General features: G+C 40.1%; 22 protein-coding genes and 1 tRNA gene. 13 read left to right on the plus strand and 10 right to left on the minus strand.

Annotation, left to right across the window (positions count from 1 at the left end; translation table 11 throughout):
- Nucleotides 1–45 precede the first annotated feature (45 nt).
- Nucleotides 46–912, plus strand: coding sequence for a peptidoglycan DD-metalloendopeptidase family protein (locus tag AL038_RS08505; RefSeq protein WP_062151753.1), 867 nt, complete (start codon nucleotides 46–48; stop codon nucleotides 910–912).
- A gap of 36 nt (nucleotides 913–948) precedes the next feature.
- Entirely contained in the window at nucleotides 949–1,911 is a 963-nt protein-coding gene (rpoS, locus tag AL038_RS08510; RefSeq protein ID WP_101539214.1) for an RNA polymerase sigma factor RpoS, read from the plus strand.
- A gap of 462 nt (nucleotides 1,912–2,373) precedes the next feature.
- On the opposite strand, the gene rpoH is transcribed toward rpoS, so the two are convergent.
- Nucleotides 2,374–3,240 carry an RNA polymerase sigma factor RpoH gene (gene rpoH, locus AL038_RS08515; RefSeq protein WP_062151756.1) on the minus strand — a complete coding sequence of 289 codons (867 nt, stop codon included), beginning with the start codon at nucleotides 3,238–3,240 and terminating at the stop codon, nucleotides 2,374–2,376.
- 775 nt (nucleotides 3,241–4,015) lie between these two features.
- On the opposite strand from rpoH, the gene murU reads away from it, so the two are divergent.
- On the plus strand, nucleotides 4,016–4,669 hold the full coding sequence (gene murU / locus AL038_RS08520) for an N-acetylmuramate alpha-1-phosphate uridylyltransferase MurU (protein WP_201800146.1): 654 nt from the start codon (nucleotides 4,016–4,018) through the stop codon (nucleotides 4,667–4,669).
- A gap of 106 nt (nucleotides 4,670–4,775) precedes the next feature.
- Here murU and AL038_RS08525 read toward each other — a convergent pair whose 3' ends face one another.
- Entirely contained in the window at nucleotides 4,776–5,492 is a 717-nt protein-coding gene (locus AL038_RS08525) for a hypothetical protein (protein WP_145917078.1), read from the minus strand.
- A 98-nt stretch (nucleotides 5,493–5,590) separates the two neighbouring features.
- Between AL038_RS08525 and AL038_RS08530 the strand changes: the two genes are divergently transcribed.
- Nucleotides 5,591–6,339 (plus strand): IS5 family transposase gene (locus AL038_RS08530; RefSeq protein ID WP_201800087.1). Its coding sequence is split into 2 segments (ribosomal slippage): nucleotides 5,591–6,005 and nucleotides 6,005–6,339, totalling 750 coding nucleotides; the frame shifts between segments, so codons are not numbered across the junction.
- Nucleotides 6,340–6,419: 80 nt separating this feature from the next.
- Here AL038_RS08530 and AL038_RS08535 read toward each other — a convergent pair.
- Nucleotides 6,420–7,409: a DNA cytosine methyltransferase gene (locus tag AL038_RS08535; RefSeq protein WP_083991474.1), complete on the minus strand. Its 990-nt coding sequence runs from the start codon at nucleotides 7,407–7,409 to the stop codon at nucleotides 6,420–6,422.
- Nucleotides 7,410–7,875: 466 nt separating this feature from the next.
- Between AL038_RS08535 and AL038_RS08540 the strand changes: the two genes are divergently transcribed.
- The 4 genes from AL038_RS08540 to AL038_RS08555 are packed head-to-tail and all read left to right on the plus strand — an operon-like array spanning nucleotide 7,876 to nucleotide 11,412.
- Nucleotides 7,876–8,748 (plus strand): heme ABC transporter permease, encoded by an 873-nt coding sequence (locus AL038_RS08540; RefSeq protein WP_272898051.1) that lies wholly within the window; start codon nucleotides 7,876–7,878, stop codon nucleotides 8,746–8,748.
- Between the two features lie 18 nt (nucleotides 8,749–8,766).
- Complete coding sequence (gene ccmD / locus AL038_RS08545) at nucleotides 8,767–8,928, plus strand: heme exporter protein CcmD (protein ID WP_062151763.1); 162 nt, start codon at nucleotides 8,767–8,769, stop codon at nucleotides 8,926–8,928.
- Nucleotides 8,921–9,391 (plus strand): cytochrome c maturation protein CcmE, encoded by a 471-nt coding sequence (ccmE, locus tag AL038_RS08550; RefSeq protein WP_101539213.1) that lies wholly within the window; start codon nucleotides 8,921–8,923, stop codon nucleotides 9,389–9,391. The genes ccmD and ccmE overlap by 8 nt, the downstream gene beginning before the upstream one ends.
- A gap of 38 nt (nucleotides 9,392–9,429) precedes the next feature.
- Entirely contained in the window at nucleotides 9,430–11,412 is a 1,983-nt protein-coding gene (locus tag AL038_RS08555; protein WP_062151766.1) for a heme lyase CcmF/NrfE family subunit, read from the plus strand.
- Between the two features lie 234 nt (nucleotides 11,413–11,646).
- Here the strand turns inward: AL038_RS08555 and AL038_RS08560 are convergent.
- A tRNA-Met gene (locus tag AL038_RS08560) sits at nucleotides 11,647–11,723 on the minus strand.
- A 524-nt stretch (nucleotides 11,724–12,247) separates the two neighbouring features.
- Here AL038_RS08560 and AL038_RS08565 point away from each other — a divergent pair.
- Together AL038_RS08565 and AL038_RS08570 are read left to right on the plus strand one after the other, a co-directional pair.
- Nucleotides 12,248–14,698: a heavy metal translocating P-type ATPase gene (locus tag AL038_RS08565; protein ID WP_066246112.1), complete on the plus strand. Its 2,451-nt coding sequence runs from the start codon at nucleotides 12,248–12,250 to the stop codon at nucleotides 14,696–14,698.
- Between the two features lie 140 nt (nucleotides 14,699–14,838).
- Complete coding sequence (locus AL038_RS08570) at nucleotides 14,839–15,633, plus strand: 3'-5' exonuclease (RefSeq protein ID WP_062151772.1); 795 nt, start codon at nucleotides 14,839–14,841, stop codon at nucleotides 15,631–15,633.
- Nucleotides 15,634–15,728: 95 nt separating this feature from the next.
- On the opposite strand, the gene cysG is transcribed toward AL038_RS08570, so the two are convergent.
- On the minus strand, nucleotides 15,729–17,153 hold the full coding sequence (gene cysG, locus AL038_RS08575) for a siroheme synthase CysG (protein WP_101539212.1): 1,425 nt from the start codon (nucleotides 17,151–17,153) through the stop codon (nucleotides 15,729–15,731).
- Between the two features lie 275 nt (nucleotides 17,154–17,428).
- Here cysG and AL038_RS08580 point away from each other — a divergent pair, with 275 nt between their 5' ends.
- Both AL038_RS08580 and dsrE2 read left to right on the plus strand, forming a co-directional pair.
- Nucleotides 17,429–17,662: a sulfurtransferase TusA family protein gene (locus AL038_RS08580; RefSeq protein WP_062151775.1), complete on the plus strand. Its 234-nt coding sequence runs from the start codon at nucleotides 17,429–17,431 to the stop codon at nucleotides 17,660–17,662.
- Nucleotides 17,663–17,695: 33 nt separating this feature from the next.
- On the plus strand, nucleotides 17,696–18,166 hold the full coding sequence (gene dsrE2, locus AL038_RS08585) for a sulfur carrier protein DsrE2 (protein ID WP_062151778.1): 471 nt from the start codon (nucleotides 17,696–17,698) through the stop codon (nucleotides 18,164–18,166).
- Nucleotides 18,167–18,284: 118 nt separating this feature from the next.
- Here the strand turns inward: dsrE2 and rnhA are convergent, their stop codons facing one another.
- The 5 genes from rnhA to AL038_RS18795 all read right to left on the minus strand — a co-directional run bounded on the left by rnhA (nucleotide 18,285) and on the right by AL038_RS18795 (nucleotide 20,699).
- The gene (gene rnhA / locus AL038_RS08590) at nucleotides 18,285–18,743 is read right to left on the minus strand and encodes a ribonuclease HI (protein WP_062151782.1); all 459 of its coding nucleotides are present in this window, start codon (nucleotides 18,741–18,743) and stop codon (nucleotides 18,285–18,287) included.
- Complete coding sequence (locus AL038_RS08595; protein WP_062151784.1) at nucleotides 18,736–19,506, minus strand: class I SAM-dependent methyltransferase; 771 nt, start codon at nucleotides 19,504–19,506, stop codon at nucleotides 18,736–18,738. Before AL038_RS08595 ends, rnhA begins: the two co-directional genes overlap by 8 nt.
- A 38-nt stretch (nucleotides 19,507–19,544) precedes the next feature.
- The gene (locus AL038_RS08600) at nucleotides 19,545–19,868 is read right to left on the minus strand and encodes a YbaB/EbfC family nucleoid-associated protein (RefSeq protein ID WP_062151787.1); all 324 of its coding nucleotides are present in this window, start codon (nucleotides 19,866–19,868) and stop codon (nucleotides 19,545–19,547) included.
- 93 nt (nucleotides 19,869–19,961) lie between these two features.
- Nucleotides 19,962–20,555: a pentapeptide repeat-containing protein gene (locus AL038_RS08605; RefSeq protein ID WP_062151790.1), complete on the minus strand. Its 594-nt coding sequence runs from the start codon at nucleotides 20,553–20,555 to the stop codon at nucleotides 19,962–19,964.
- An 18-nt stretch (nucleotides 20,556–20,573) separates the two neighbouring features.
- Nucleotides 20,574–20,699, minus strand: coding sequence for a hypothetical protein (locus AL038_RS18795; RefSeq protein ID WP_272898046.1), 126 nt, complete (start codon nucleotides 20,697–20,699; stop codon nucleotides 20,574–20,576).
- 312 nt (nucleotides 20,700–21,011) lie between these two features.
- On the opposite strand from AL038_RS18795, the gene AL038_RS08610 reads away from it, so the two are divergent.
- Nucleotides 21,012–22,115, plus strand: coding sequence for a calcium/sodium antiporter (locus AL038_RS08610; protein ID WP_062151794.1), 1,104 nt, complete (start codon nucleotides 21,012–21,014; stop codon nucleotides 22,113–22,115).
- The last annotated feature ends 1 nt before the right edge of the window (nucleotide 22,116 follow it).

Genomic DNA, 22,116 nt, shown 5'->3' on the forward strand with positions numbered 1-22,116 from the left:
GAACAAGTCTATTTTTAACTGACCCCAGCCAAGAAGTTGTACACCATGTTTGCCGTTCGTCACCTTGCTTTATTCGCTAGCATTCTTCTCAGCAGTGCCTGTAGTAACAGCCTGTTTTTACCCCGTAATATAGACAAACCCACCGCTGATGATAATACAGAATTCAGTGCGGCTGCTTCACAAATCACTTATGTCGTTAAAAAGGGTGATACGCTGTATGCCATTGCTCGTCAATACAATACAACAGCAAATGCCATTGCCCGTTTAAACGGTTTTAGTGTTTCTAAAGCCCTACAAGTTGGACAAGTTATTCGTATTGCAACCACACAACAGCCCACCACCCCCAGCAAAACCACCCCTGTTGTTGTAACACCCGCGCCCAGTCGCACCACCACCCCTACCCCCAGCTATACAGCCCCAACGCCAACCTATTCCACACCTGCGACGAATACAACGCAAAAACAACCTTTACGTCAGGTATATAGAGGTTATCAACAAGAACCTGAAGTGACAGTTAAACCAACAACATCAGATAGTTGTTTCCCTCCTGTACAATGGATATGGCCAACCAATGGGCGTGTTTCTGCCAGTGTTTCACCTGAAGGACGGCGGGGAATTAAGATAGCTAGTCAACAAGGACAATCTGTCCGTGCTGCCGCTGCGGGTAAAGTTGTTTATAGTGGAACAGGAACAAATGGTTATCGTAATCTAATCATTCTACAACACAATAATGCTTATTATAGCGTCTATGCTGATAATCGCCGTTTACTCGTTCGCGAAGGCACACAAGTTGCGTCAGGACAAGCGATAGCCGAAATGGGAACAGATAGTAACGGCATTGCCGCGTTACATTTTGAAATCAGATGCCGTACAAAAGCAGTTGATCCTTTGCTATATCTGCCCCCATTATAGGATCAAACTAACACATCAATTAATGATGAGGCAGATATGGATGACGACCCTATTGTATTAGATGATACGGACATCCTTGAAGGTGATGATGTCGCAGATGTTGACGAACCCGTCACGGAAGAAATAGAAGCAGGGGTTGTAGCCCCTGTTCACGATGTTGTGGATGGTGATCGTGATGCAACCCGTATTTATTTAAATGAAATTGGTTTTTCCGCACTTTTAACACCACAACAAGAAGTTGATTATGCACGGCGCGCTCAAAAAGGCGATATGGATGCACGGCGCATGATGATTGTGGCAAATTTACGCCTAGTCGTAAAAATTGCGCGGCGTTATATGAATCGTGGGCTTGCTCTTTTAGATTTGATTGAAGAAGGCAATTTAGGTCTGATTCGTGCCGTAGAAAAATTTGACCCCGAACGTGGGTTTCGCTTTTCAACCTACGCAACATGGTGGATTAAACAAACGATAGACCGCGCGTTGATGAACCAAACACGCACCATTCGTTTACCCATTCATGTCGTAAAAGAGCTAAATATTTACTTGCGTGCCGCACGTCAATTGTCACAAAAACTTGATCGCGAACCCACGCCTGAAGATGTTGCTCAAGAGCTAGACCGTCCGATTGAAGATGTAAAACGGATGTTAGGTTTAAACGAGCGGATTACCTCAGTTGACACGCCACGGGCAAATGACTCTGAAAAATCATTGCTTGACACTATTCCTGACGAACAAAACCCCGACCCATCGGTATTATTACAAGATGCGGACATGTTAAAACACATTGAATTGTGGTTATCACAACTCAACGAGAAACAAAGACGGGTTGTTGAACGTCGATTTGGTTTAGATGGTGATGAAGTTGCGACACTTGAACAAGTCGGTGCAGAAATCGGTATCACCCGCGAAAGAGTAAGACAAATTCAACTGGAAGCCTTAAAACGATTGCGGGAAATTCTGGAAAAAGAAGGATTTTCAGGAGAAGCGTTGTTTAAATGACAATATTGTCGAGGTTTTGGTCAGGCAAGATTTAATAAAGTGTCATCATAAAACCAAATAAAACCGAATTATCGTCAGATTTACTAACAATACTGTAGAACAAACACAAAACCCCTTGAACTGAATATCAGCGCAAGGGGTTTTTTTATACAAAAATACACGGACTATTTATAATAACCTGATATAGAAAAAATTTTTCAATCTAAAAATAACTAACCACGATGAACAAAAAACTTGGCACTCTAATTGCCTTATAGGAAATAGCTACATGATGGATTGCTCCTACCCAGTCTGCATGTAGTTAGGTAGCTTGGGTACTGGTCACACCCATGCTACCGCATTTTATTTAAACACACAAAACAAAACTGTCTAAACAAAAGCCCTCAGACCAAAATAGGGACAAATCAATATATTTCCCATTTATCCAGCAAATACCGCAAAAAATCAGCCCGTTAATTACAATTATATTGCGGTTAGTAAATTCTTCTTCAATTTTTTCATTGCATTATTTTCAATTTGCCGAATACGTTCCGCAGAAACATTGTACTGTTCAGCCAACTCTTGCAATGTTGCTTTCTCGTCGCCTAACCAACGCTTCTGTAAAATATCTTGGCTACGCAAATCCAGTTGATCTAAAGCCTGTTTAAGCTGTTTATTCCCATGCGCATCCCACTCCGCCTGCTCAATCATGGTTGCGGGATCGTAACGAATGTCTTCTAAATATGCCGCTGGTGCAAGCATTTCATTTTCTTCATCGGCATCATTTGGCGCGTCAAACGCCATATCGTGCATTGTCAAACGGGTTTCCATTTCCAGCACATCTTTAGTGCTGACACCCAAATCTTTTGCAACCGACTCTACTTCAGCATTCGTTAACCAACCTAAATGCTTTTTTGCACTTCTTAAGTTAAAAAACAACTTACGTTGTGACTTGGTTGTAGCGACCTTAACAATTCGCCAGTTACGCAAAATATACTCATGAATTTCTGCACGAATCCAATGGACTGCAAAAGAAACCAAACGCACGCCAACCGTCGGGTCAAAGCGTTTAACGGCTTTCATCAAGCCAATATTGCCTTCTTGAATTAAATCCGCTTGCGGTAAGCCATAGCCACGATAGCTATGTGCAATGTGCATCACAAAACGCAAATGCGACATTACCAATACCCGAGCCGCTTCAAGGTCTTCTTCACTCCGCAAGCGAACAGCCAGTGCTTTCTCTTCATCACTGGTTAACATTGGAATTGCTCTAATAGCCTGCGCATAACCTTCAATGCTTTGACCGGGAACAGCAAGTTGCAAATTAAGCGTTAATGTCTGAGATGTCATGGTAAACCTCCCCTCATAAGCGTTGTGAGATATGCTTGGCATTCTGTTGACAGAGCGCGAAAATCATGAGGATGGTATCTTCAACGCTTTTGTACAGATTTAAACCCAGTGTAACACTCAGGTATTATTATGTCAAGTGAATCAAACAATCAGTTTCACACAGTCGTATAAGTTTTATACAAACTAACTATTCTATTTGACTAGTATTATTAAACGGGTTGTCTAATTTTTGTATAAGGTTAAAACCTTAGTCGTTGTCAACGCAACGATTAGCATACAAAATCTGCCAGTGAGGCATAAAACAAGGGTTAGCAAATCGGAAAAAGAAAGGGAGAAAACGATAATTCCCCCTCTATATCAACTTTGCACAGGCTGCAAAGCATTTGATGATAATGAAGTATTAACAGTAATTAATACTGATGTTGAGGTATTGATGGTTAATATAACATAGCTTTTTCAGACTAGGGATTAATTTTTAGTTATAAAAATACCTAATAAATTAAGAAAATTTATAGCTTATGAAACATTATAATACAATGAGTTTTTTCATAAATTTACATTTTATCCTTTAGTGTCCATCCATAAACTTTATGTAATCCTGATAACATTAACTAAATTTTTTAAACTTGGCAGATACTTTATTACCTGTCTGAATCAGGCTTAATAACGGCTTTAAAAAGGAAAGACAAAAGATTAAGCTTCTAATAATCCAATTAATTTTAGAACACAACTACTTTTTTACTCACCTACTAAATTAAACAAAATGATACGTGCCATGATACTTGCGGCAGGGCGTGGGGAGCGGATGCGCCCTCTCACTGATACCTGTCCTAAACCTTTATTACAGGCAGGCGGTAAAGCATTAATTGAACATCATATTGAACGATTGGTTAATGCTGGATTTACAGAGATTATTATTAATCATGCGTGGCTAGGTGAAAAAATAGAACAAACATTGGGTGATGGTTCACATTATGGCGCAACATTTTTCTACTCCCGCGAAACCCAAGCACTAGAAACAGGGGGCGGAATTTATCAAGCCTTACCATTACTAGGGAATGCACCTTTTTTGGTAGTTAATGGTGATATATGGTGTGACTATCCATTTGCACGATTTCACCATTTTCATTTGCAAGGATTAGCACATTTAGTATTAGTTGATAATCCTATCCAACATCCATCAGGTGATTTTTATTTAGAAAATGCCACCGTTTCCCCACAAGGAGAACCCCGTTTAACATTCAGCGGAATTGCTTATTATCACCCTATATTATTTAAAAATTGTACGGCGGGTAAATTTTCTATTGTTCCATTACTATTAGAAGCAATGAAAAATCAACAAGTAAGTGGCGAACACTATCACGGAAAATGGCTAGATATTGGTACACCCGAGCGATTAGCCTTATTGAATGCGTTAATCGTGGTTTAATCGTTCATCTTTAGATGCGTTATGCACGGAATTTACCAAAAATGATGCTTTGTAATATGGCATGAATGACATCACTTCACATGGTGGTATCTATTATTCGTTCTTCTTAGGTTAAACCTAACAATGTTGTTTCCGTTAATTCACTTGTTGGGAAAATACCCTCCTGCTCTCGTAAGTAGCCACGATCACTGTAAACTTCATCAGCCACAAAGATATACACCCCATTTTCTCGAATGGTCACTGCTTTATCTTCTGTTAAATCTAATCCGATAGTAATTGTAATCATCACGTTAATATCACTGGCATGGGCTGTTTTTATAAATTGTTTATAGCGTTCACGCAAAGTTCTTTTCGCACCAATGCCATAGCTTCTCTTATCCCGTAATTTAAACCGAAAATCATATTCAGTACTTGCATCGGTTGTATCATGCACATTGCACTCAATATCTTCTTTTCTAAGTCCCATATTTCCAGTTAAGACGGATAAAATACGATCTTCATAGTTTGAGCCTGAGTTGGAAATAATCGATTGATTTATGCTTTCATTAAACATCAGCATAAATATCTGATTAGGTTCAACGCCTTTAGCTACTAAGCTCATTGCCGATATTGATAAAGATTTTAAAAAATCTTCAACTTCTTGAGACATAAAGTCAGATTGACCTGCTATCAATTTTTCAAAAAACACCAACGCTAATAATGCACCATTAACCCGCGCTGAATACGGTGTCATCACTGATAATTTATCATATTCAAGAGAAAGTGGCGGTAAGCTGGCAAGCCGTTCAGCAATGGTAATTATTTTTAATTTGGCTTCGCTCAATAGTAAATCTTTAATTGCATAAAGCCTAGAGCGTGTCATCAAATAGTAAAAAGTGTTATATTATAGGTATATACCCAGATATCGCCAAGGATAAAACAATGAGTCGTCGCTATGCCTTAACCGATGAACAATGGTCAAAACTAGAACCGCTACTCCCTGGACGTAAAGGACATGTCGGGATGACGGCTAAAGATAACCGCTTGTTTATTGATGCCGTTCTATTCCGTTATCGCAGTGGCATTCCTTGGCGCGACCTCCCCGAACGCTTTGGTGATTTCCGTGTCGTCCATACCCGCTTCAGTCGTTGGTCTAAAAAAGGTGTCTGGGAACGTGTTTTCAAGATACTAAGTGCCGATGCCGATAATGAATATGCCATGATAGACAGCACAATAGTTAGAGCGCATCAACATAGTAGTGGTGGTGGTGCAGATGAAGCCATTGGACGTAGCGCAGGGGGTTTAAGTACCAAGATTAACTCCGTTGTTGACGCACTGGGCAATCCGACCCTTTTTTTTTGACTGCGGGACAGGCAAGCGACCTTGAAGGGGCTGATGCTCTTATTCCTCAGATAAAGGCAAACGCTTTATTGGCTGATAAGGCTTATGATGCTGATGAACGGGTTAGAGATGTTTTAAAACAGAAAAGCATAGAACCTGTGATTCCGTTCAGGAAAAATCGTTTAAATCCACCTGATTATGATAAAGTCCTTTATAAGGCACGTTATTTAATCGAGCATTTCTTCGGTAAATTAAAGCAATACCGCGCCATAGCTACACGATATGATAAACGCGCTAGGAATTTCTTAAGTGGGGTTTATTTGGCTTCTACCTTGATTCTTTTGGCTTGAACCTTTAACCCTTCTTATTTGATGACAGGCTCTAATATCAAATTTTTTATCAAGAATTTTGATTTTCTGTATCGTCATGTTCATTTTACCTTTTGTAATAGGACATTAAAAATAGCCTCCGCCAAAGCGCGAATTACAGGCACACAAACACTGTTGCCAAACTGCCGATACGCTTGCGTATCACTTACCACAATCATAAAATCTTCAGGAAACCCCTGTAGGCGACAAGCCTCACGGGGTGTTAACTTACGGGGATTTTTACCTTGTTGAGCAATCAAAATTTCCGAACCATCTTTATAATAGCGCGCAGAAATAGTGCTGGTATATGCAGAATTCGCATCAAATAAAGAATACCCAAAACCGTTACCCTTTTGTAAATGTTCTAGTTTACGCCGCTGATGCCCATCCCATAACTTATCTGAAAGTGTATATTTTTCATCAACATTAGCTTCCAAAATATCGCCTAATTTGACTTTGCATTTTGGCGGAGTGGGAAATTCAAAATCCAATGGCTCTCGAAAACCAATAATATAAATCCGCTCGCGATTTTGAGGAACACCAAAATCTTTAGCATTTAAAACTTCAGCATAAACTATGTAACCTAACTCATTTAATGTATTTTTAACGACGCGAAAAGTATTGCCTTTATCGTGATTTTTAAAGCCTTTCACATTCTCCAAAAATACCACTTTTGGCTGGTGATGCTTCACAATACGGACAATGTCAAAAAACAAAGTGCCGCGTACATCTTCAAAACCTTTTTTCAGTCCTGCATGAGAAAATGGCTGACAGGGAAAACCTGCAAGTAAAACATCAAATTGAGGAATTTCAGTTTCATTAATTAGGGTAATATCGCCCACAGGTGATTCACCATAATTTGCTTGATAGCTTTGTGCTGAAAACTTATCGATTTCTGAAGAAAACACGAACTGTGCATATTCTTTAAATGCTTGTTGAAAACCTGTCCGAATGCCACCAATACCCGCAAACAAATCAATAACTTTATACACACGTACGACGTTGGATTCGATACGATATTCAAAACTTAACTGCTTAAATTCATTTGCCAAAATTAAATACTCTTAATTTTATAGAACCTATTTGAAGTCTTTAAAAGAAAACCATTCATTTAATCATTAGTGTGATAGAACACAATTTTAGTTTCGCATTTGCATTCTCAAAAGATTGTTCAACGTTTTTAATCCTCGATTTATTCCCTACCCAGATATTAGACCTTTCAACTACCATATTACTATAATGAGGACAAAACCTGCTCATTCCTAAAATATTTAGGTTAATCAATCCTATGTTATTAATATTCTTCATTATGGTGTGTAAATATCAATGGTATCAAACAAGACGTAATAAGCCTACTTCTGGGGGTAGGTTTGTCTTTTCTGGATTGGTAATTATTTTAATCAATGATTTAATAATTGCCCATTTTGCATTGTTTACTTGGATATGGGTTTGCGAGAAATTTACCCTAAAAAGAAGATTCTGATTAAATTTTATTTAAATGCTGTACTGTCTTAACTAATTAAGTTATGTTCTTCAGTCCGTTTTAAGCACTATCATCTATACTCTCCTTTCAAATCAAATTGGTTTCTCACTCATTACCTATACGCTATGTGGGCATTTTTACATAAACTTTCCTCTCCGCCTTATTTCTACAGTTTTGCAGGTCGTTTGATTCCTTATGTGGGTTGGACTTGCGCTGTTCTACTACTGATTGGTTTATATCAAGCCTTAATCGTCGCACCTGTCGATTATCAACAAGGACATAGTTATCGAATTATGTTTGTACATGTGCCTGCAGCATGGATGGGTATGTTTATTTATGCGTTTATGGCCGTTTCTGCCGCAATTGGTATTATTTGGAAAATTAAACTTGCGGATATTATGGCGGCATGTGCAGCACCGATTGGGGCTTCCTTCGCCTTACTTGCTTTAGCAACAGGGTCTTTATGGGGAAAACCTATGTGGGGAACGTGGTGGGCATGGGATGCACGACTCACTTCTACATTAATCATGTTTTTTCTGTATTTAGGAATTATTGCGTTAAATTCTGCGATTGAGGATAAGCGTAACGCTGCACGGGCAAGTGGTATCTTAGCCATTGTTGGTGCTGTTAATTTACCGATTATTAAGTTTTCTGTAGATTGGTGGAACAGTTTGCATCAAGGTTCAACTATCAGTATTTTAAAGATGAAATCCAATATTGATATTAGTATGTTGATTCCTTTGTTGATTATGGCGATTGCATTTAAATTATTTTTTGTATTGGTTTTGTTGATGCGAGCGCGCAATGAGGTGTTAGAACGTGAAAAAAACAGTAAATGGGTGGAATCTCTCTTATTGACACCCGTTACGTTGACAACGGCATCTAATCCATCGGTTGTTAAAGAATAAGAGAGCGGGTATTAATCAATGAATGATTTTTTTAATATGGGCGGTTACGCCTTTTATGTCTGGACAAGTTATGGATTGGCTTTTTTAATTTTAGGAGCTAATTTGTTGATTCCCTTGAGTCATAAGCGTGAGTTATTGCAAACGTTAGCGCGACGAGCTAGAAGGAAAGAAAATGGCTAATAGTTTTATCACTATGACAAAAAAACACAAGCAACGTCTTGTTATTGTATTTTTGATTATTGCTGGGGTTGGCGCAACGGTTGGGTTAGCGGTGAGTGCCTTTAGTGAGAATATGTTGTTTTTCTTTACGCCAAGTGAAATTTTGGCAGGCAAAGCACCCGCAGATAAAACAATTCGTATCGGTGGCATGGTCACAACAGGCAGTTTGCAACGGGCAAAGGATAGTTTAACCGTGCAATTTACAGTAACTGATACGGTAAAAACCATGATGGTTGAATATACAGGGATTTTGCCTGATTTGTTTCGTGAAGGACAAGGCGTTGTTGCAATTGGTAAATTATCCAGTGATGGGGTGTTTAAAGCCTCTGAGGTGTTGGCAAAGCATGATGAGAAATATATGCCGCCTGAAGCCGCTAGCGCGATTAAAGCCGCGCAGTTAGAAAAAGCTAAAGCCCCGCAATAAGCGGTTTTCCTTCTTTTTTCTTTTACTTGTGTTTATTTATGATTCCAGAACTTGGTCATTTCGCTTTAATTCTCGCTTTGTGTTTGGCGATGGTGCAATTGTTTTTCCCTTTGGTGGGTGCAACACGCAATATTCCTAACTGGATGGCGGTGGCGCGTCCTGCGGCGGTGGGGCAATTGGTGTTTATTTTATTGGCCTATTGCTGTTTAACTTATGCTTTTATTACAAATGATTTTTCCGTTAGCTATGTTGCACAAAATTCTAATTCACAATTACCGCTTATTTATCGCATTGTGAGCGTGTGGGGTGGACATGAGGGGTCATTATTATTGTGGGTGATGACCTTAGGATTTTGGACGGTAGCTGTTGCCATTATTAGCCGTCATTTACCCATCGCAACCCTTGCGCGGGTGTTGAGTGTTATGGGTTTTATCAGCGCGGGGTTTTTATTGTTTCTAATTGTTACGTCTAATCCATTTGACCGTTTGGCTGTTGCGCCTGCTAATGGGCGCGATTTAAATCCGTTATTACAAGACCCCGGTTTAATTATCCATCCACCCATGTTGTATATGGGTTACGTTGGTTTTTCCGTTGCATTTAGTTTTGCAATAGCAGCATTGCTGAGTGGACAGCTAGACAGTGCGTGGACGCGGTGGTCACGCCCTTGGACACTGATTGCGTGGATGTTTTTAACGGTAGGTATTGCGTTGGGTAGTTGGTGGGCATATTACGAATTGGGGTGGGGCGGTTGGTGGTTTTGGGACCCTGTGGAGAATGCGTCTTTTATGCCTTGGCTGGTAGGGACAGCATTAATTCATTCGTTGGCAGTTACTGAAAAACGCGGTGCTTTTAAGAGCTGGACGGTATTGCTTGCTATTATTACCTTTTCTCTTAGCTTATTAGGAACGTTTTTAGTTCGTTCAGGTGTGCTAACGTCGGTTCATGCGTTTGCGACTGACCCTGAAAGAGGGATTTTTATTCTTGCTTTTTTGGGTACGGTAATTGGAATTTCTTTATTACTTTACGCATGGCGTGCGCCAAAAATGGGTAAAGGTGGACATTTTGATTTATTTTCTAAAGAAACATTGTTGTTGTTGAATAATGTATTTCTTGTAGTTGCTGCCGCGTGTATTTTATTGGGAACATTATACCCACTCTTTTTAGACGCATTGAATTTAGGAAAAATTTCTGTCGGCCCGCCTTATTTTGATAAAGTCTTTTTCTTTCTTATCGCACCCTTAATGTTGTTGTTAGGATTTGGTTCATTAACCCATTGGAAAAGTGATAATCCACGCAGAGTAATCAAGCAATTGTGGTTTTTATTGTTGATGAGTATTGTGTTAGGTGTTGCCGTCCCTGTTTTTTATTTGGGTGAAGCAGGCTTAGTCGTTTTTCCCGGTCTTGCGGTTGCATTTTGGATTTTATTCACAGTGGTTAAGGATATACGTGAAAAAATAAGAAATAAACCAACTGTTTGGCAAGGCTTGCGTGATTTACCGCGTGGTTTTTACGGCATGACTATCGCACATCTTGGGGTTGCCGTATTTGTTGTCGGGGTTACGCTAACAAATGCTTATAGTGTGGAGCAGGATGTTCGTTTAGAACCGAATGTAGAATTAGATGTTGCGGCGCATCATTTTATTTTTGAAAAAATCGAACAGGTTGATGGTCCAAATTATAAGGCAGAGCGCGCAACCGTGCGTGTGCAGAAAGATGGAGAGGATGTTGCTGTGTTACATCCTGAAAAGCGTAATTATCTAGTCCGTTCTATGCCAATGACTGAAGCGGGTATTGATGCGGGTTTATTCCGTGATATTTACGTGTCAATGGGTGAGCCATTAGGTGGTGGCGCGTGGAGCGTGCGGATTTATTACAAGCCATTTATTCGTTGGATTTGGTTAGGTGCGTTATTCATGGCATTCGCGGGATTTTTATCAGCCACTGATAGACGTTATCGGCGCATTGCAGAAAAAACCGTCAAGAAAACTGAAGCACAGTTTACACAACCTGTTGTTGTATAAGTAATAAACTAAAACTTGTTTGTGTCAGGATTAATAGTGTTACTACATTAGTAATGCGGTTAGTCCTGATTCAAATGGGTTTTAATGTTGTTACGGGATGGAAAAATAGCTGAATTATTTGCAGACGCAAGAAAAAGCAAGCTAACAGGAAGTTAGTGGCTTATTTTTGAACAGAATATTGGGGATTTATTTGAGTGTAATAACAGAAAAATACATTTAAGAAGGGTTAAAAATTGGTAGCGAGGGCAGGATTTGAACCTACGACCTTCGGGTTATGAGCCCGACGAGCTGCCAGACTGCTCCACCTCGCACCAGAAGAACCCATTATAGACCTGTTGCTTTTTACATGCAAGCTAATTTTGTTTTTTTATAAAAAAATCTTACAGAGTGTAAATTACTTGACGGTTTGTAATAACACAGACACCACTGTTTAAAACAATATCATCTGTTTTTAAAGGTTATTTTTATCAGGATGCTCAGATACAGAGAATTTAAAGACAAGAGCAATGTTTTTCAAAGATAATGACCCTTTTAATTAAGCGTAATATGGATAACATAGCTTTTCTCTTAATCTGTTTTTAGTTAAGCTGTCCCAGCATTCTAGCTTAATTACTTATTTTTATTAGCTATTAAGTGTTTTATTGTGGCAATCTGCGCACATAAATCTTTTCTTCACCTTAAGACAGTTTGAAGTCATCCCGAATTCTTGTATTCTGCCATGTTATGGTAACTTGCACTTACGGGTAGAAACCATTCAAATACATAATAGGGCTATGAAAGCCAATCTATAAATATATTCAACCGTCTATTGAATCACAACTAAATATCCTCTCCCATGATGTCAGAAACCCATTGTTACCATTGCGGATTACCCATTCCTGAAAAAACTTATTTACCCGTTCGTATCAATCATGAAACCCATTTAATGTGTTGTGCAGGCTGTCAGGCAGTTGCACAAGCCATTGTTGATAGTGGTTTAACCGATTTTTATGATTATCGTACAGATAACGCGCCAACAGGACGGGAAATCGTCCCGAGTTTTTTACAGCAAACGACGGTTTATGATAATCCACAAATTCAAAAACGCTTTGTACGAGAAGAAGGGGAGAATATTTATGAAGCGGCATTAATATTAGAAGGAATTACTTGCGCTGCTTGTGTATGGCTAAATGAACGCCATCTGCGCAGTTTATCAGGTGTGTTAGAAGTGAGTGTCAATTACACAACACATCGAGCGCGTGTGCGTTGGGATAGCCGTAAAATTCAATTGAGCGATATTTTACAAGCAGTTACACGTATAGGTTATCTTGCTCATCCCTATGACCCCGACCGCCAACAAGCCGTTTTAGAGCAAGAACGCCGTTATTATCTGCGACGTATTGGGGTTGCAGGGGTTCTTAGTATGCAGATTATGATGTTTGCCCTCGCCGTTTATGCAGCAGAATGGTCTGGTACACAATTGGAAGATGAATTCCGCATTTTATTTAATTGGATTAGTTTATTATTGACTATCCCCATTATGTTGTATGCCGCAACGCCGTTTTTTAATAATGCTTATCGAGATTTATCCTTACGGCGCGTTGGTATGGATGTGCCTGTTGCGTTAGGCTTACTCCTCGCTTTTGTTGGTAGCGTGTGGACAACTATCGTGCAAGGAACTGAACATGTTTACTATGATTCTGTGAGCATGTTTGTGTTTTTTCTCCTGAGTGGTCGCTATTTTGAATTGGTTGCCCGCCAAAAAAGTTCCCATGCGTCAGAAAGTTTAGTTCGTATTGTTCCCAGTATGGCAACACGCCTCATCACCAATGCAACAGGGACGGATGAAGAACTTGTTTTAGTTGCCGATTTAGCGATTGGTGATACCGTATTGATTCGTCCGGGAGAAAATATTCCAGCAGATGGGCAGGTTATCGCGGGATATTCCAGTATTGATGAATCATTACTAACAGGAGAAAGTCGCCCAATAGAAAAACACAGCGGCGATACTGTTATTGCGGGTACTATCAACATAGAAAGCCCTTTACAAATGCGCGTGGACAAAATTGGTGCTGATACCGTGTTATCACACATACTCCGCTTATTAGAACGCGCACAGACTGAAAAACCCAATATTACCCAATTTGCCGACCAAATCGCAGGATGGTTCGTGGGTGGTGTCTTATTACTCTCGGTTATCGTTGCCTTTTACTGGTGGCAAGTTGACCCCAGCCGTTGGCTAGAAATTACCTTATCTGTCCTTGTTGTTACCTGTCCTTGTGCTTTATCGCTGGCGACACCAACCGCAATTACGGCTGCAACCAGCACATTAACCCGTATTGGTTTATTAACCACACGCGGTCATGCGTTAGAAACACTCGCGCGGGCAACACATATCGTTTTTGACAAAACAGGCACACTCACCATTGGACGACTAACGTTACACAGTACACATAACATCAGCGACTGGACAACCAGCACCTGTTTACAATACGCAACCGCCTTAGAAAAGTATTCCGAACATCCCATCGCAAAAGCCTTACACAACGCCTGTACAAATACACCATTAAGTGCGAATGCGGTTATCAATCAACTGGGCGCGGGTTTACAAGGTGAGATTAATGGTAAAACCTATTTTGTTGGAACAGTTGCTTTTATTCAAACCCAAACAACGCTAACGCTTCCCCTGACAACCCTTAACACGCTACAAAAAACAGGGCAGACTCTTGTTTGTTTTGCGGATAAACAACAAATTCACTGCATTTTTTTACTGGATGATGAACTGCGTGCAGGAGCGCGCGAGCTGATTGATGCACTGCGTAAACAACACAAGCAACTGTATCTATTCAGTGGTGACCATGTCACTGCTGTACAAAATGTTGCGCTGGCAGTTGGCATTACAGACTACGCAGCAGAATTGAGTCCAGCGGATAAATTATCTAAAGTTAAAGCGTTACAAGCACAAGGTGCAGTCGTTGTTATGATAGGTGACGGTGTAAATGATGCCCCTGTGCTGGCCCAAGCTCAAGTATCCATTGCGATGGGAAGCGGTACACAAATCGCACGAGCCAGTGCAGATATGATTTTATTATCCGAACAATTATCTAATTTAAATATCGGCATTCAAACCGCGCAAAAAACCTTAATCGTTATCCGCCAAAATATTGTTTGGGCAATCGCTTATAATGTGCTGGCGTTACCCGCAGCGGCGTTAGGTTTTGTTCCACCTTGGTTGGCTGCATTAGGGATGTCTTTGAGTTCACTCCTCGTTGTACTAAATGCGTTACGCTTGGTAAAAAAAGAGTAGTGCTAAATAAGCAGGAAGACTTTTTCATTCTGCCTCTTTTATCGCTACCAACAATCAGTAGTGCCAACGCAACAAAGATAATTTTATTTATTTGGCACTATCAAACAATTTTTAATTCTTCCGTGTATTGGACTATCACCATGAATATTTTTGTGTTTGATATTGAAACCATTCCCGATGTTGCCAGTGGTCGACGTTTATATGGAACGCCCGCCGAAATGGCGCAACTTAGTGATAAAGACGTGGCAAAAGTCATGTTTCATTATCGTAAACAAGAAACTGACGGACAAACGGAAGTATTACGCCATCATTTGCAGAAAATTATTGCTATTTCTGTCGTATTACGCATTAAAAATGATAGACATGATATTTTTAAAGTTTGGTCATTAGGCGAACCAAATGCACCAGAAGAGGAATTGATTCAACGGTTTTATACGGGATTACAAGAATATACACCGACATTGGTTTCTTGGAATGGCAGTGGCTTTGATTTACCCGTGTTGCATTATCGAACATTACTACATGGTATTCCTGCCCCGCGTTATTGGGAAACGAATGGCGATTTTCGGTGGAATAACTACTTAAGCCGTTTTCATGAAAGACATACCGATTTAATGGATGTGTTGGCCGCGTATCAACCAAAAGCCTTTGCCCGTTTAGACGAAATTGCAACAATTTTGGGGTTTCCCGGCAAAATGGGGATGAGTGGCGACCAAGTGTGGGATGTGTACCAAGCAGGCGGTATTCAAGATATTCGCCATTATTGCGAAACGGATGTATTAAATACATATTTGATTTTTTTACGTTTTGAGTTAATACGAGGAAAATTAAAACCTGACGAGTATCAAAAGGAAACGCAACGTGTCCGTGAAACACTAGGCGCAGATGCACAGAAAAAACATTTACAAGAATTTTTGACCGCGTGGGAAGGTTAAGAAAATCAATTAACATAATGCTTAATCACACAGATAACACGGTCTCAAACGGTGTTATCTGCGTAACCTGTTATAAACAATCCACCCATTTACACTCACATAACCGATGCGTTCTTCCGTGCCATCGTCTCAGGATTAAACCATTTTAACTTCTCGTGTAACTTCACCACATCACCAACAATAATCAGACTTTGCAAATTAACATTCTCAGCTTCAACCAATTGCGGTAATGTTTGCAACGTACCAACAATCACTTTTTGGTCAGCCGTGGTTGCTTTTTGAACAAGTGCTGCGGGTTGCTCACCAGACATGCCATGTTTTATCATTTCTGCGCAAAAAATAGAGATTGCTTTCAATCCCATATAGACCACAACCGTTTGATGTGCTTGTGTGAGAACCTGCCAATTTAAATCAATACTGTTATCTTTCAAGTGTCCTGTGACAAAAATACAGGATTGGGCATAATCACGATGAGTTAAGGGAATACCTGCATAAGCAGCCGTCCCTAACGCGGCAGTAATTCCGGGTACAACCTGAAACGGCACGCCTTCTGCCATTAGCGTTTCAATTTCCTCCCCTCCCCGCCCAAAAATAAAGGGGTCTCCGCCTTTTAAGCGCAAGACTTTTTTGCCTTCTTTTGCCAATCGTGCCAATAGCAAATTGATTTCTTCTTGCGGCAACGTGTGATTATTCGGACGTTTTCCAACATAAATATGCTCTGCATCCCGTCTGACAAGGGCTAATACTGAAGGGGAAACCAAGCGGTCATATAACACCACATCGGCTTTTTGCATTAAACGCAGGGCGCGAAATGTTAATAAATCAGGGTCTCCTGGGCCACCGCCAACTAGATAAACCTCTCCCATTGTAGAATGGACAGTCGACTTTTCATGCAGTAAGGTTTCTACCGCTTGTTCCGCCATTGCAATTTGTCCTGACAAAACCAATTCAGCAATATGTCCACTTAATACCGTTTCCCAAAAATCCCGCCGTTGCGCGGTATTGGTAAAAACTCGTTTAGTTTTATCACGAAATTGCGCCATTAAACGGGCTAAATCCCCAAAAGCGGCTGGTATGACACTTTCTAATTTTGCGCGTAGCATCCGTGCTAAAACGGGTGCTGCGCCCCCTGTAGAGATTGCAACTTGTAAGGGGGAACGGTCTAGCATTGACGGGACAATAAAGCTACATAATTCAGGCTGGTCAACAACATTGACAGGTATATTTAAGGCGTTAGCACATTCAGATATATCACGATTCACCGCATTATCACTGGTTGCGGCGATAACGAGACGATACGCTTGCATTTGCAAATCAGATGCTTGAAATGTTCGGGGGTAATATCTAAGGCTTCTTGCCTGTTGTAAAAGAACTAATTTATCCTGTAACTCAGGGGCAACAACATCTATTAGCGCACCAGCCTGTTGTAATAATTCAATTTTACGGGCTGCTGTTGTTCCCCCGCCAATAACCAAGCAAGGTTGATTGCGTAAATCAAGGAAAATAGGAAAAAAATCCATTTTCGGTGTCCTTCTGAAGATAAGCCATGTTAAGCAGTAATCTGTTGTCTTTGCTTATTCTGCCAGTTAAAAACAAGCAGGAATTGCTTTATTTGAAAGATTTTTATTTTTTGCGTTGCATCAAACTGTTATAGCACTTGACACCTATTTCTAATTCAGTATATAAGAAATAAATAATACGCAAAAATTCTAATGCTAGCGTTATTTGTTATTATTGTGCTGATGTAAAAAATGCTAGGCTATTTGCTTATATTAGAATGTTAGGAGAAACTAAAATGATTGAGTTTACAAAAGAGTTAGATGCGTCTGGTTTAAACTGTCCGTTACCTATTCTGAAAACCAAGAAAGAGCTTAACACCATGCAAATGGGTGAAATACTGCATATTCTGACAACTGACCCCGGTTCGGTGAAGGATTTTGATGCGTTTGCACGTCAAACAGGCAATAAGTTGCTTGCTTCTACTGAAGAAAATGGCAAGTATTCCTTTCTGATTGAAAAAGCGAAATAAAATCATCCCCTGTACAAGAAGGAGGGAATAAGCATGTCTGATACAAAAAAACTCGCCATTATTGCGACTAAGGGAACGTTAGATTGGGCGTATCCACCGTTTATTTTGGCATCAACGGCAGCCGCCTTGGGGTATGAAGCGCAGATTTTCTTTACTTTTTACGGGTTACAATTGTTAAAGAAAAAGTTAAATTTGCAAGTTACCTCGTTGGGCAATCCTGCCATGGAAATGCCTATTCCTGTACCCGTCTTAGTACAGGCATTGCCCGGTATGCAAAGTTTTATGACCAGCATGATGAAAAAGAAGATGAAGCAAAAAGGTGTCGCCAGTGTTGAAGAGTTGCGCGAGCTTTGCATCGAGGCGGAAGTAAAACTGATTGCCTGTCAGATGACCGTGGATTTATTTGATTTGCACAAAGAAGATTTTATTCCGTCAGTTGAGTTTGGTGGGGCAGCAACCTTTTTTGAATTTGCAGGTAATGCGGACATTACACTGTATATTTAATGTATTGTGTCAAAAAAAAACCTTGCAAAAACAACACGGATAACACCATTTTTAAACGGTGTTATCCGTCGTTTATTTTCCATTATTCATTTTTGTAAAAAATCTGGGCGATTTATCGTTACCCTAAAATTTTTTGTTTTAAGGCCGCATCTAATCCCTGATTAGCCAACGTATCCGCAAGTTCATTTTCTCGATGCCCTGTGTGTCCACGCACCCAGCACCATTCAACCTTATGTTGTTGTGTTGCTTGGTAAAGCCGTTGCCATAAATCAACATTTTTCACAGGGCTTTTATCGGCAGTTTTCCACCCGCGTTTAATCCAATTATGAATCCATTTTGTAATACCATCACGAACATAAGTAGAATCTGTCGTGAGGCGCACAATAGAAGCACGATTTAAGGATTCTAACGCCATAATGGCAGCAAGTAACTCCATGCGGTTATTTGTGGTTTCATGCTCTCCGCCACATAAACATTTTTCATGCTGTTTATAACGCAATAATACGCCCCAGCCACCAGGTCCGGGATTACCGCGACACGCGCCATCGGTAAATGCTTCAACAATATCGTCACTCATGTTCTGTCTGTTTTTGGGGGTCTTTAGCGTAACGTGAGGGAATCACGTTTGAGGCAACGAGTGATTTCCGTCGTGTTGCCCATGTTGGTTTTCGTAATGGGGTAAGGGTTGCAACCCGTTTTTTTGCAACGACAATGTACACTGCACCAAACCGTCCTGCCATCCGTTTGCCAATATTTTCAAATAGGGGTGAGCGAGGCATTAAGCGTTCATGATAAAACGGTAAGGCATAAAATAAGGTTTGTTGTTCTACCAGTTCAAAGCCGAGCAGGGCTAACCAGTCTTTAATGCGGAGCAGTCCAATAAACCGTCCACACCATGGCGCGGATTTACGATTAGCAAATGACCAACGCCATATTCCCCATAAGCTTAGTGGATTAAACCCGACAATAATAACATGTCCTTCAGGTATGAGGATGCGTTCTACTTCGCGCAGGATGGCGTGGGGATTGTCTTCAAATTCTAAGATATGTGGTAAGACTGCGACATCAATACTATCCGCTGCAAATGGCAACGTTTCCATCGTACCACACACACGTGAGCGAACACTTTGTAAACTGTCAGCATAGCGGCTGAGAACACAACGATGGCGGATGCGACTGCTTTCTATTAAGCGACCTTGTCCCATACCGCCAATTTGTACAAGATGATAACCAAACAGGTACGGTAATATTCGCGCTAGACTGTTTGTTTCTATATTAAATAACCGTTGTCCAATCGCCGTTTCAAACCAACGATTAAGTTGTAAAGAACGCTGGCTCATAATCCGTTATCTGCATAAAAGCGATTAGATTAGGTTGGTTAAAAGGGGAGTTTGAAACCCGCAGGTAGGTTAATACCGCCTGTCATACCCGAATATTTTTCTTGGGTTACTTTTTCTACTTTACGCACGGCATCATTCACAGCAGCAGCGAGTAAATCTTCTAACATTTCACGCTCTTCTGTCATTAACGTGGGGTCTATAGTAACTTTTTTCACATCATGCCGCCCTGTCATCAGGATTTTTACCATTCCCCCACCTGCCTCGCCTGTGACTTCTAAAGTGGCAATTTCTTCTTGCGCTTTTTGTAAATTTGCTTGCATATCTTGTGCTTGCTTCATTAAATTACCGAGTCCACCACGCATTAAAACTATCCTCGCTATAAAGTTAAGTTAAAAAGATAAAATAGTTATACGACTGTAAAATTCAACCAAATAAAAGATGCTTTATGATAAATGCTATTTTTTCATCACACTTTCATCAATTTGTGTACCATCAATTTTTGCCCCTGTTAAATCAGCTTCTGTCATCGTTGCTTTAAAAAGGCTTGCCCCTGTTAAATAGGCTTCAATGAGATTGGTTTCTGTGAGATTAGTTTTAAATAAATTTGCACCTGTTAAATTGGCGCGAAACAAGTCAGATTCGAATAAGTTGGCTCTAAATAAATTGGCTTCGGACAAATTTGCCCCAGATAAATACGATTCAATAAGATAAGCCTTTGTTAAATTGGCTTCAGATAAATTCGCATCGGTTAAGTTAGTTCGCGCAAGATAAGATTCACTTAAATTGGCTTCGCTCAAATCCGCTTTACTTAAATTGGCTTTACTCAAGTTTGCTTCGCTTAAATTCGCTCCAGATAAATTCGCTCCAGTTAAATTAGCGTTCGTTAAATCCACTTTATTTAAATTGGCGCGAAATAAATCCGCTTTCGTGAGGTTTAGCCCTGCTAGATTGCTACCCGATAAATCAGGCCACTCAGCCGCCTTTGCCCGCCACGCATTCCACACAACTACCCCTTGCTGTAGGATAGATAAATGCTCTGGGTTTGCCATAACACCAATCTCTAATCTCTAAGGATAATTTAGATAAATATCGCCATTTTCCATCATTAAATAAGTCGCTCGATGTATGCAAGGGAGAAACGCATTCTGCAAATGTGTGTACATAGCGACAGTATCCATGAGTAGATTTTTCATTATTATGCACTTATTTATATCATTGAACAGGTGTTAATCTGTTAATGTGTCGAATGGATTATATAAATAATTTGATTATCTTACAGGAAAATATTAAACCAAAATCTTAATTGGTGAAATTGTTGTTAAATTGGGTTATTTAAAACAGCAAGCTAACGCCTTATATCCTTTTAGTCGTGTTACACAAATCAGGACTGCCACGCTTCGCAATTTACTTGTTTGGGTTATTTGCAGAAGTAGCGCGGATAGCACCGCTTAAAACAATGGTGTCCGTATGCGTCTTTCATCATTCCTTTAAAAAGATACTTAATCATGGATATACAACTCATTATTCTCTTTATTATTGGCTTAGTATTCTTGGTTTACGGGGCGGATATGTTGGTTGCAAGTGCTTCTAAACTTGCATTAATCATGGGAATTTCTCCATTGGTGATAGGACTAACCGTTGTCGCATTTGGGACAAGCGCGCCAGAATTGGCGGTGAATATCCAATCGGCATGGATAGGACAATCTGATATTGCCATTGGGAATGTCGTTGGGAGTAATATCGCTAATATCCTATTGATTTTAGGCGCGGCGGCGGTTATTGCGCCATTGATGGTCAGTCAACAACTGTTGCGTTTAGATGTGCCATTAATGATAGGGGCTTCTTTTCTCTTATGGTTTTTGGTTTTTGACGGCTTAATCAGCCTATTTGATGGATTTGTTTTATTCGCAGGTATTGTTATTTATACCGTTTATTCTATTAGAAAAAGTCGGCAAGAAAATAATGCCGCTGTTCAAGCAGAATATGCAGAAGCCTTAGATGTGGAAGTGTCTAATAAAGGCCAAACAACTATTTTTAAACAAATTGCTTTGCTAATAATGGGATTAGTTTTGTTGGTTGTCGGTTCTAATTGGTTAGTGGATGGTGCTGTTGCGTTGGCAAAATATTTTGGAATTAGTGAGTTAGTCATTGGATTAACCATTGTTGCGATTGGTACATCGTTACCCGAGCTTGCAACCTCCATTATTGCTAGTTTACGCAAAGAAGCCGATATTGCTGTTGGTAATGTGATTGGCAGTAATTTATTTAACATTCTCGCCGTATTAGGATTGTCCGCATTTGTTGCACCGAATGGTATTGCGGTTTCTGAATCAGCAATTTATTTTGATATTCCTGTGATGCTGGGTGTTGCCCTCGCAACATTACCTATTTTCTTTATAGGTCATAAAGTTGAACGTTGGCAAGGAGCTTTATTCCTCTTCTACTATGCGGCGTATCTGGTCTATTTAGTCCTGCTTTCTACTAACCACACGGGGCTAGAGTTCTTTTCTGATGCCATGTTATGGTTTGTGATTCCCTTAACCGTTTTAACACTCAGTGTTTTTGTGTGGCGGACATGGCAGGTAACAAAACTAAAAATAAATTATTAAT

It is taken from the genome of Beggiatoa leptomitoformis (genome assembly GCF_001305575.3).
GTDB lineage: Bacteria > Pseudomonadota > Gammaproteobacteria > Beggiatoales > Beggiatoaceae > Beggiatoa > Beggiatoa leptomitoformis.

Coding starts and splice junctions, on each gene's coding strand:
- AL038_RS08505 (WP_062151753.1), top strand. CDS start 46: ATGTTTGCCGTTCGTCACCTTGCTTTATTCGCTAGCATTCTTCTCAGC.
- rpoS (WP_101539214.1), top strand. CDS start 949: ATGGATGACGACCCTATTGTATTAGATGATACGGACATCCTTGAAGGT.
- rpoH (WP_062151756.1), bottom strand. CDS start 3,240: ATGACATCTCAGACATTAACGCTTAATTTGCAACTTGCTGTTCCCGGT.
- murU (WP_201800146.1), top strand. CDS start 4,016: ATGATACTTGCGGCAGGGCGTGGGGAGCGGATGCGCCCTCTCACTGAT.
- ccmD (WP_062151763.1), top strand. CDS start 8,767: ATGAATGATTTTTTTAATATGGGCGGTTACGCCTTTTATGTCTGGACA.
- ccmE (WP_101539213.1), top strand. CDS start 8,921: ATGGCTAATAGTTTTATCACTATGACAAAAAAACACAAGCAACGTCTT.
- AL038_RS08555 (WP_062151766.1), top strand. CDS start 9,430: ATGATTCCAGAACTTGGTCATTTCGCTTTAATTCTCGCTTTGTGTTTG.
- AL038_RS08565 (WP_066246112.1), top strand. CDS start 12,248: ATGATGTCAGAAACCCATTGTTACCATTGCGGATTACCCATTCCTGAA.
- AL038_RS08570 (WP_062151772.1), top strand. CDS start 14,839: ATGAATATTTTTGTGTTTGATATTGAAACCATTCCCGATGTTGCCAGT.
- cysG (WP_101539212.1), bottom strand. CDS start 17,153: ATGGATTTTTTTCCTATTTTCCTTGATTTACGCAATCAACCTTGCTTG.
- AL038_RS08580 (WP_062151775.1), top strand. CDS start 17,429: ATGATTGAGTTTACAAAAGAGTTAGATGCGTCTGGTTTAAACTGTCCG.
- dsrE2 (WP_062151778.1), top strand. CDS start 17,696: ATGTCTGATACAAAAAAACTCGCCATTATTGCGACTAAGGGAACGTTA.
- rnhA (WP_062151782.1), bottom strand. CDS start 18,743: ATGAGTGACGATATTGTTGAAGCATTTACCGATGGCGCGTGTCGCGGT.
- AL038_RS08595 (WP_062151784.1), bottom strand. CDS start 19,506: ATGAGCCAGCGTTCTTTACAACTTAATCGTTGGTTTGAAACGGCGATT.
- AL038_RS08600 (WP_062151787.1), bottom strand. CDS start 19,868: ATGCGTGGTGGACTCGGTAATTTAATGAAGCAAGCACAAGATATGCAA.
- AL038_RS08605 (WP_062151790.1), bottom strand. CDS start 20,555: ATGGCAAACCCAGAGCATTTATCTATCCTACAGCAAGGGGTAGTTGTG.
- AL038_RS18795 (WP_272898046.1), bottom strand. CDS start 20,699: ATGAAAAATCTACTCATGGATACTGTCGCTATGTACACACATTTGCAG.
- AL038_RS08610 (WP_062151794.1), top strand. CDS start 21,012: ATGGATATACAACTCATTATTCTCTTTATTATTGGCTTAGTATTCTTG.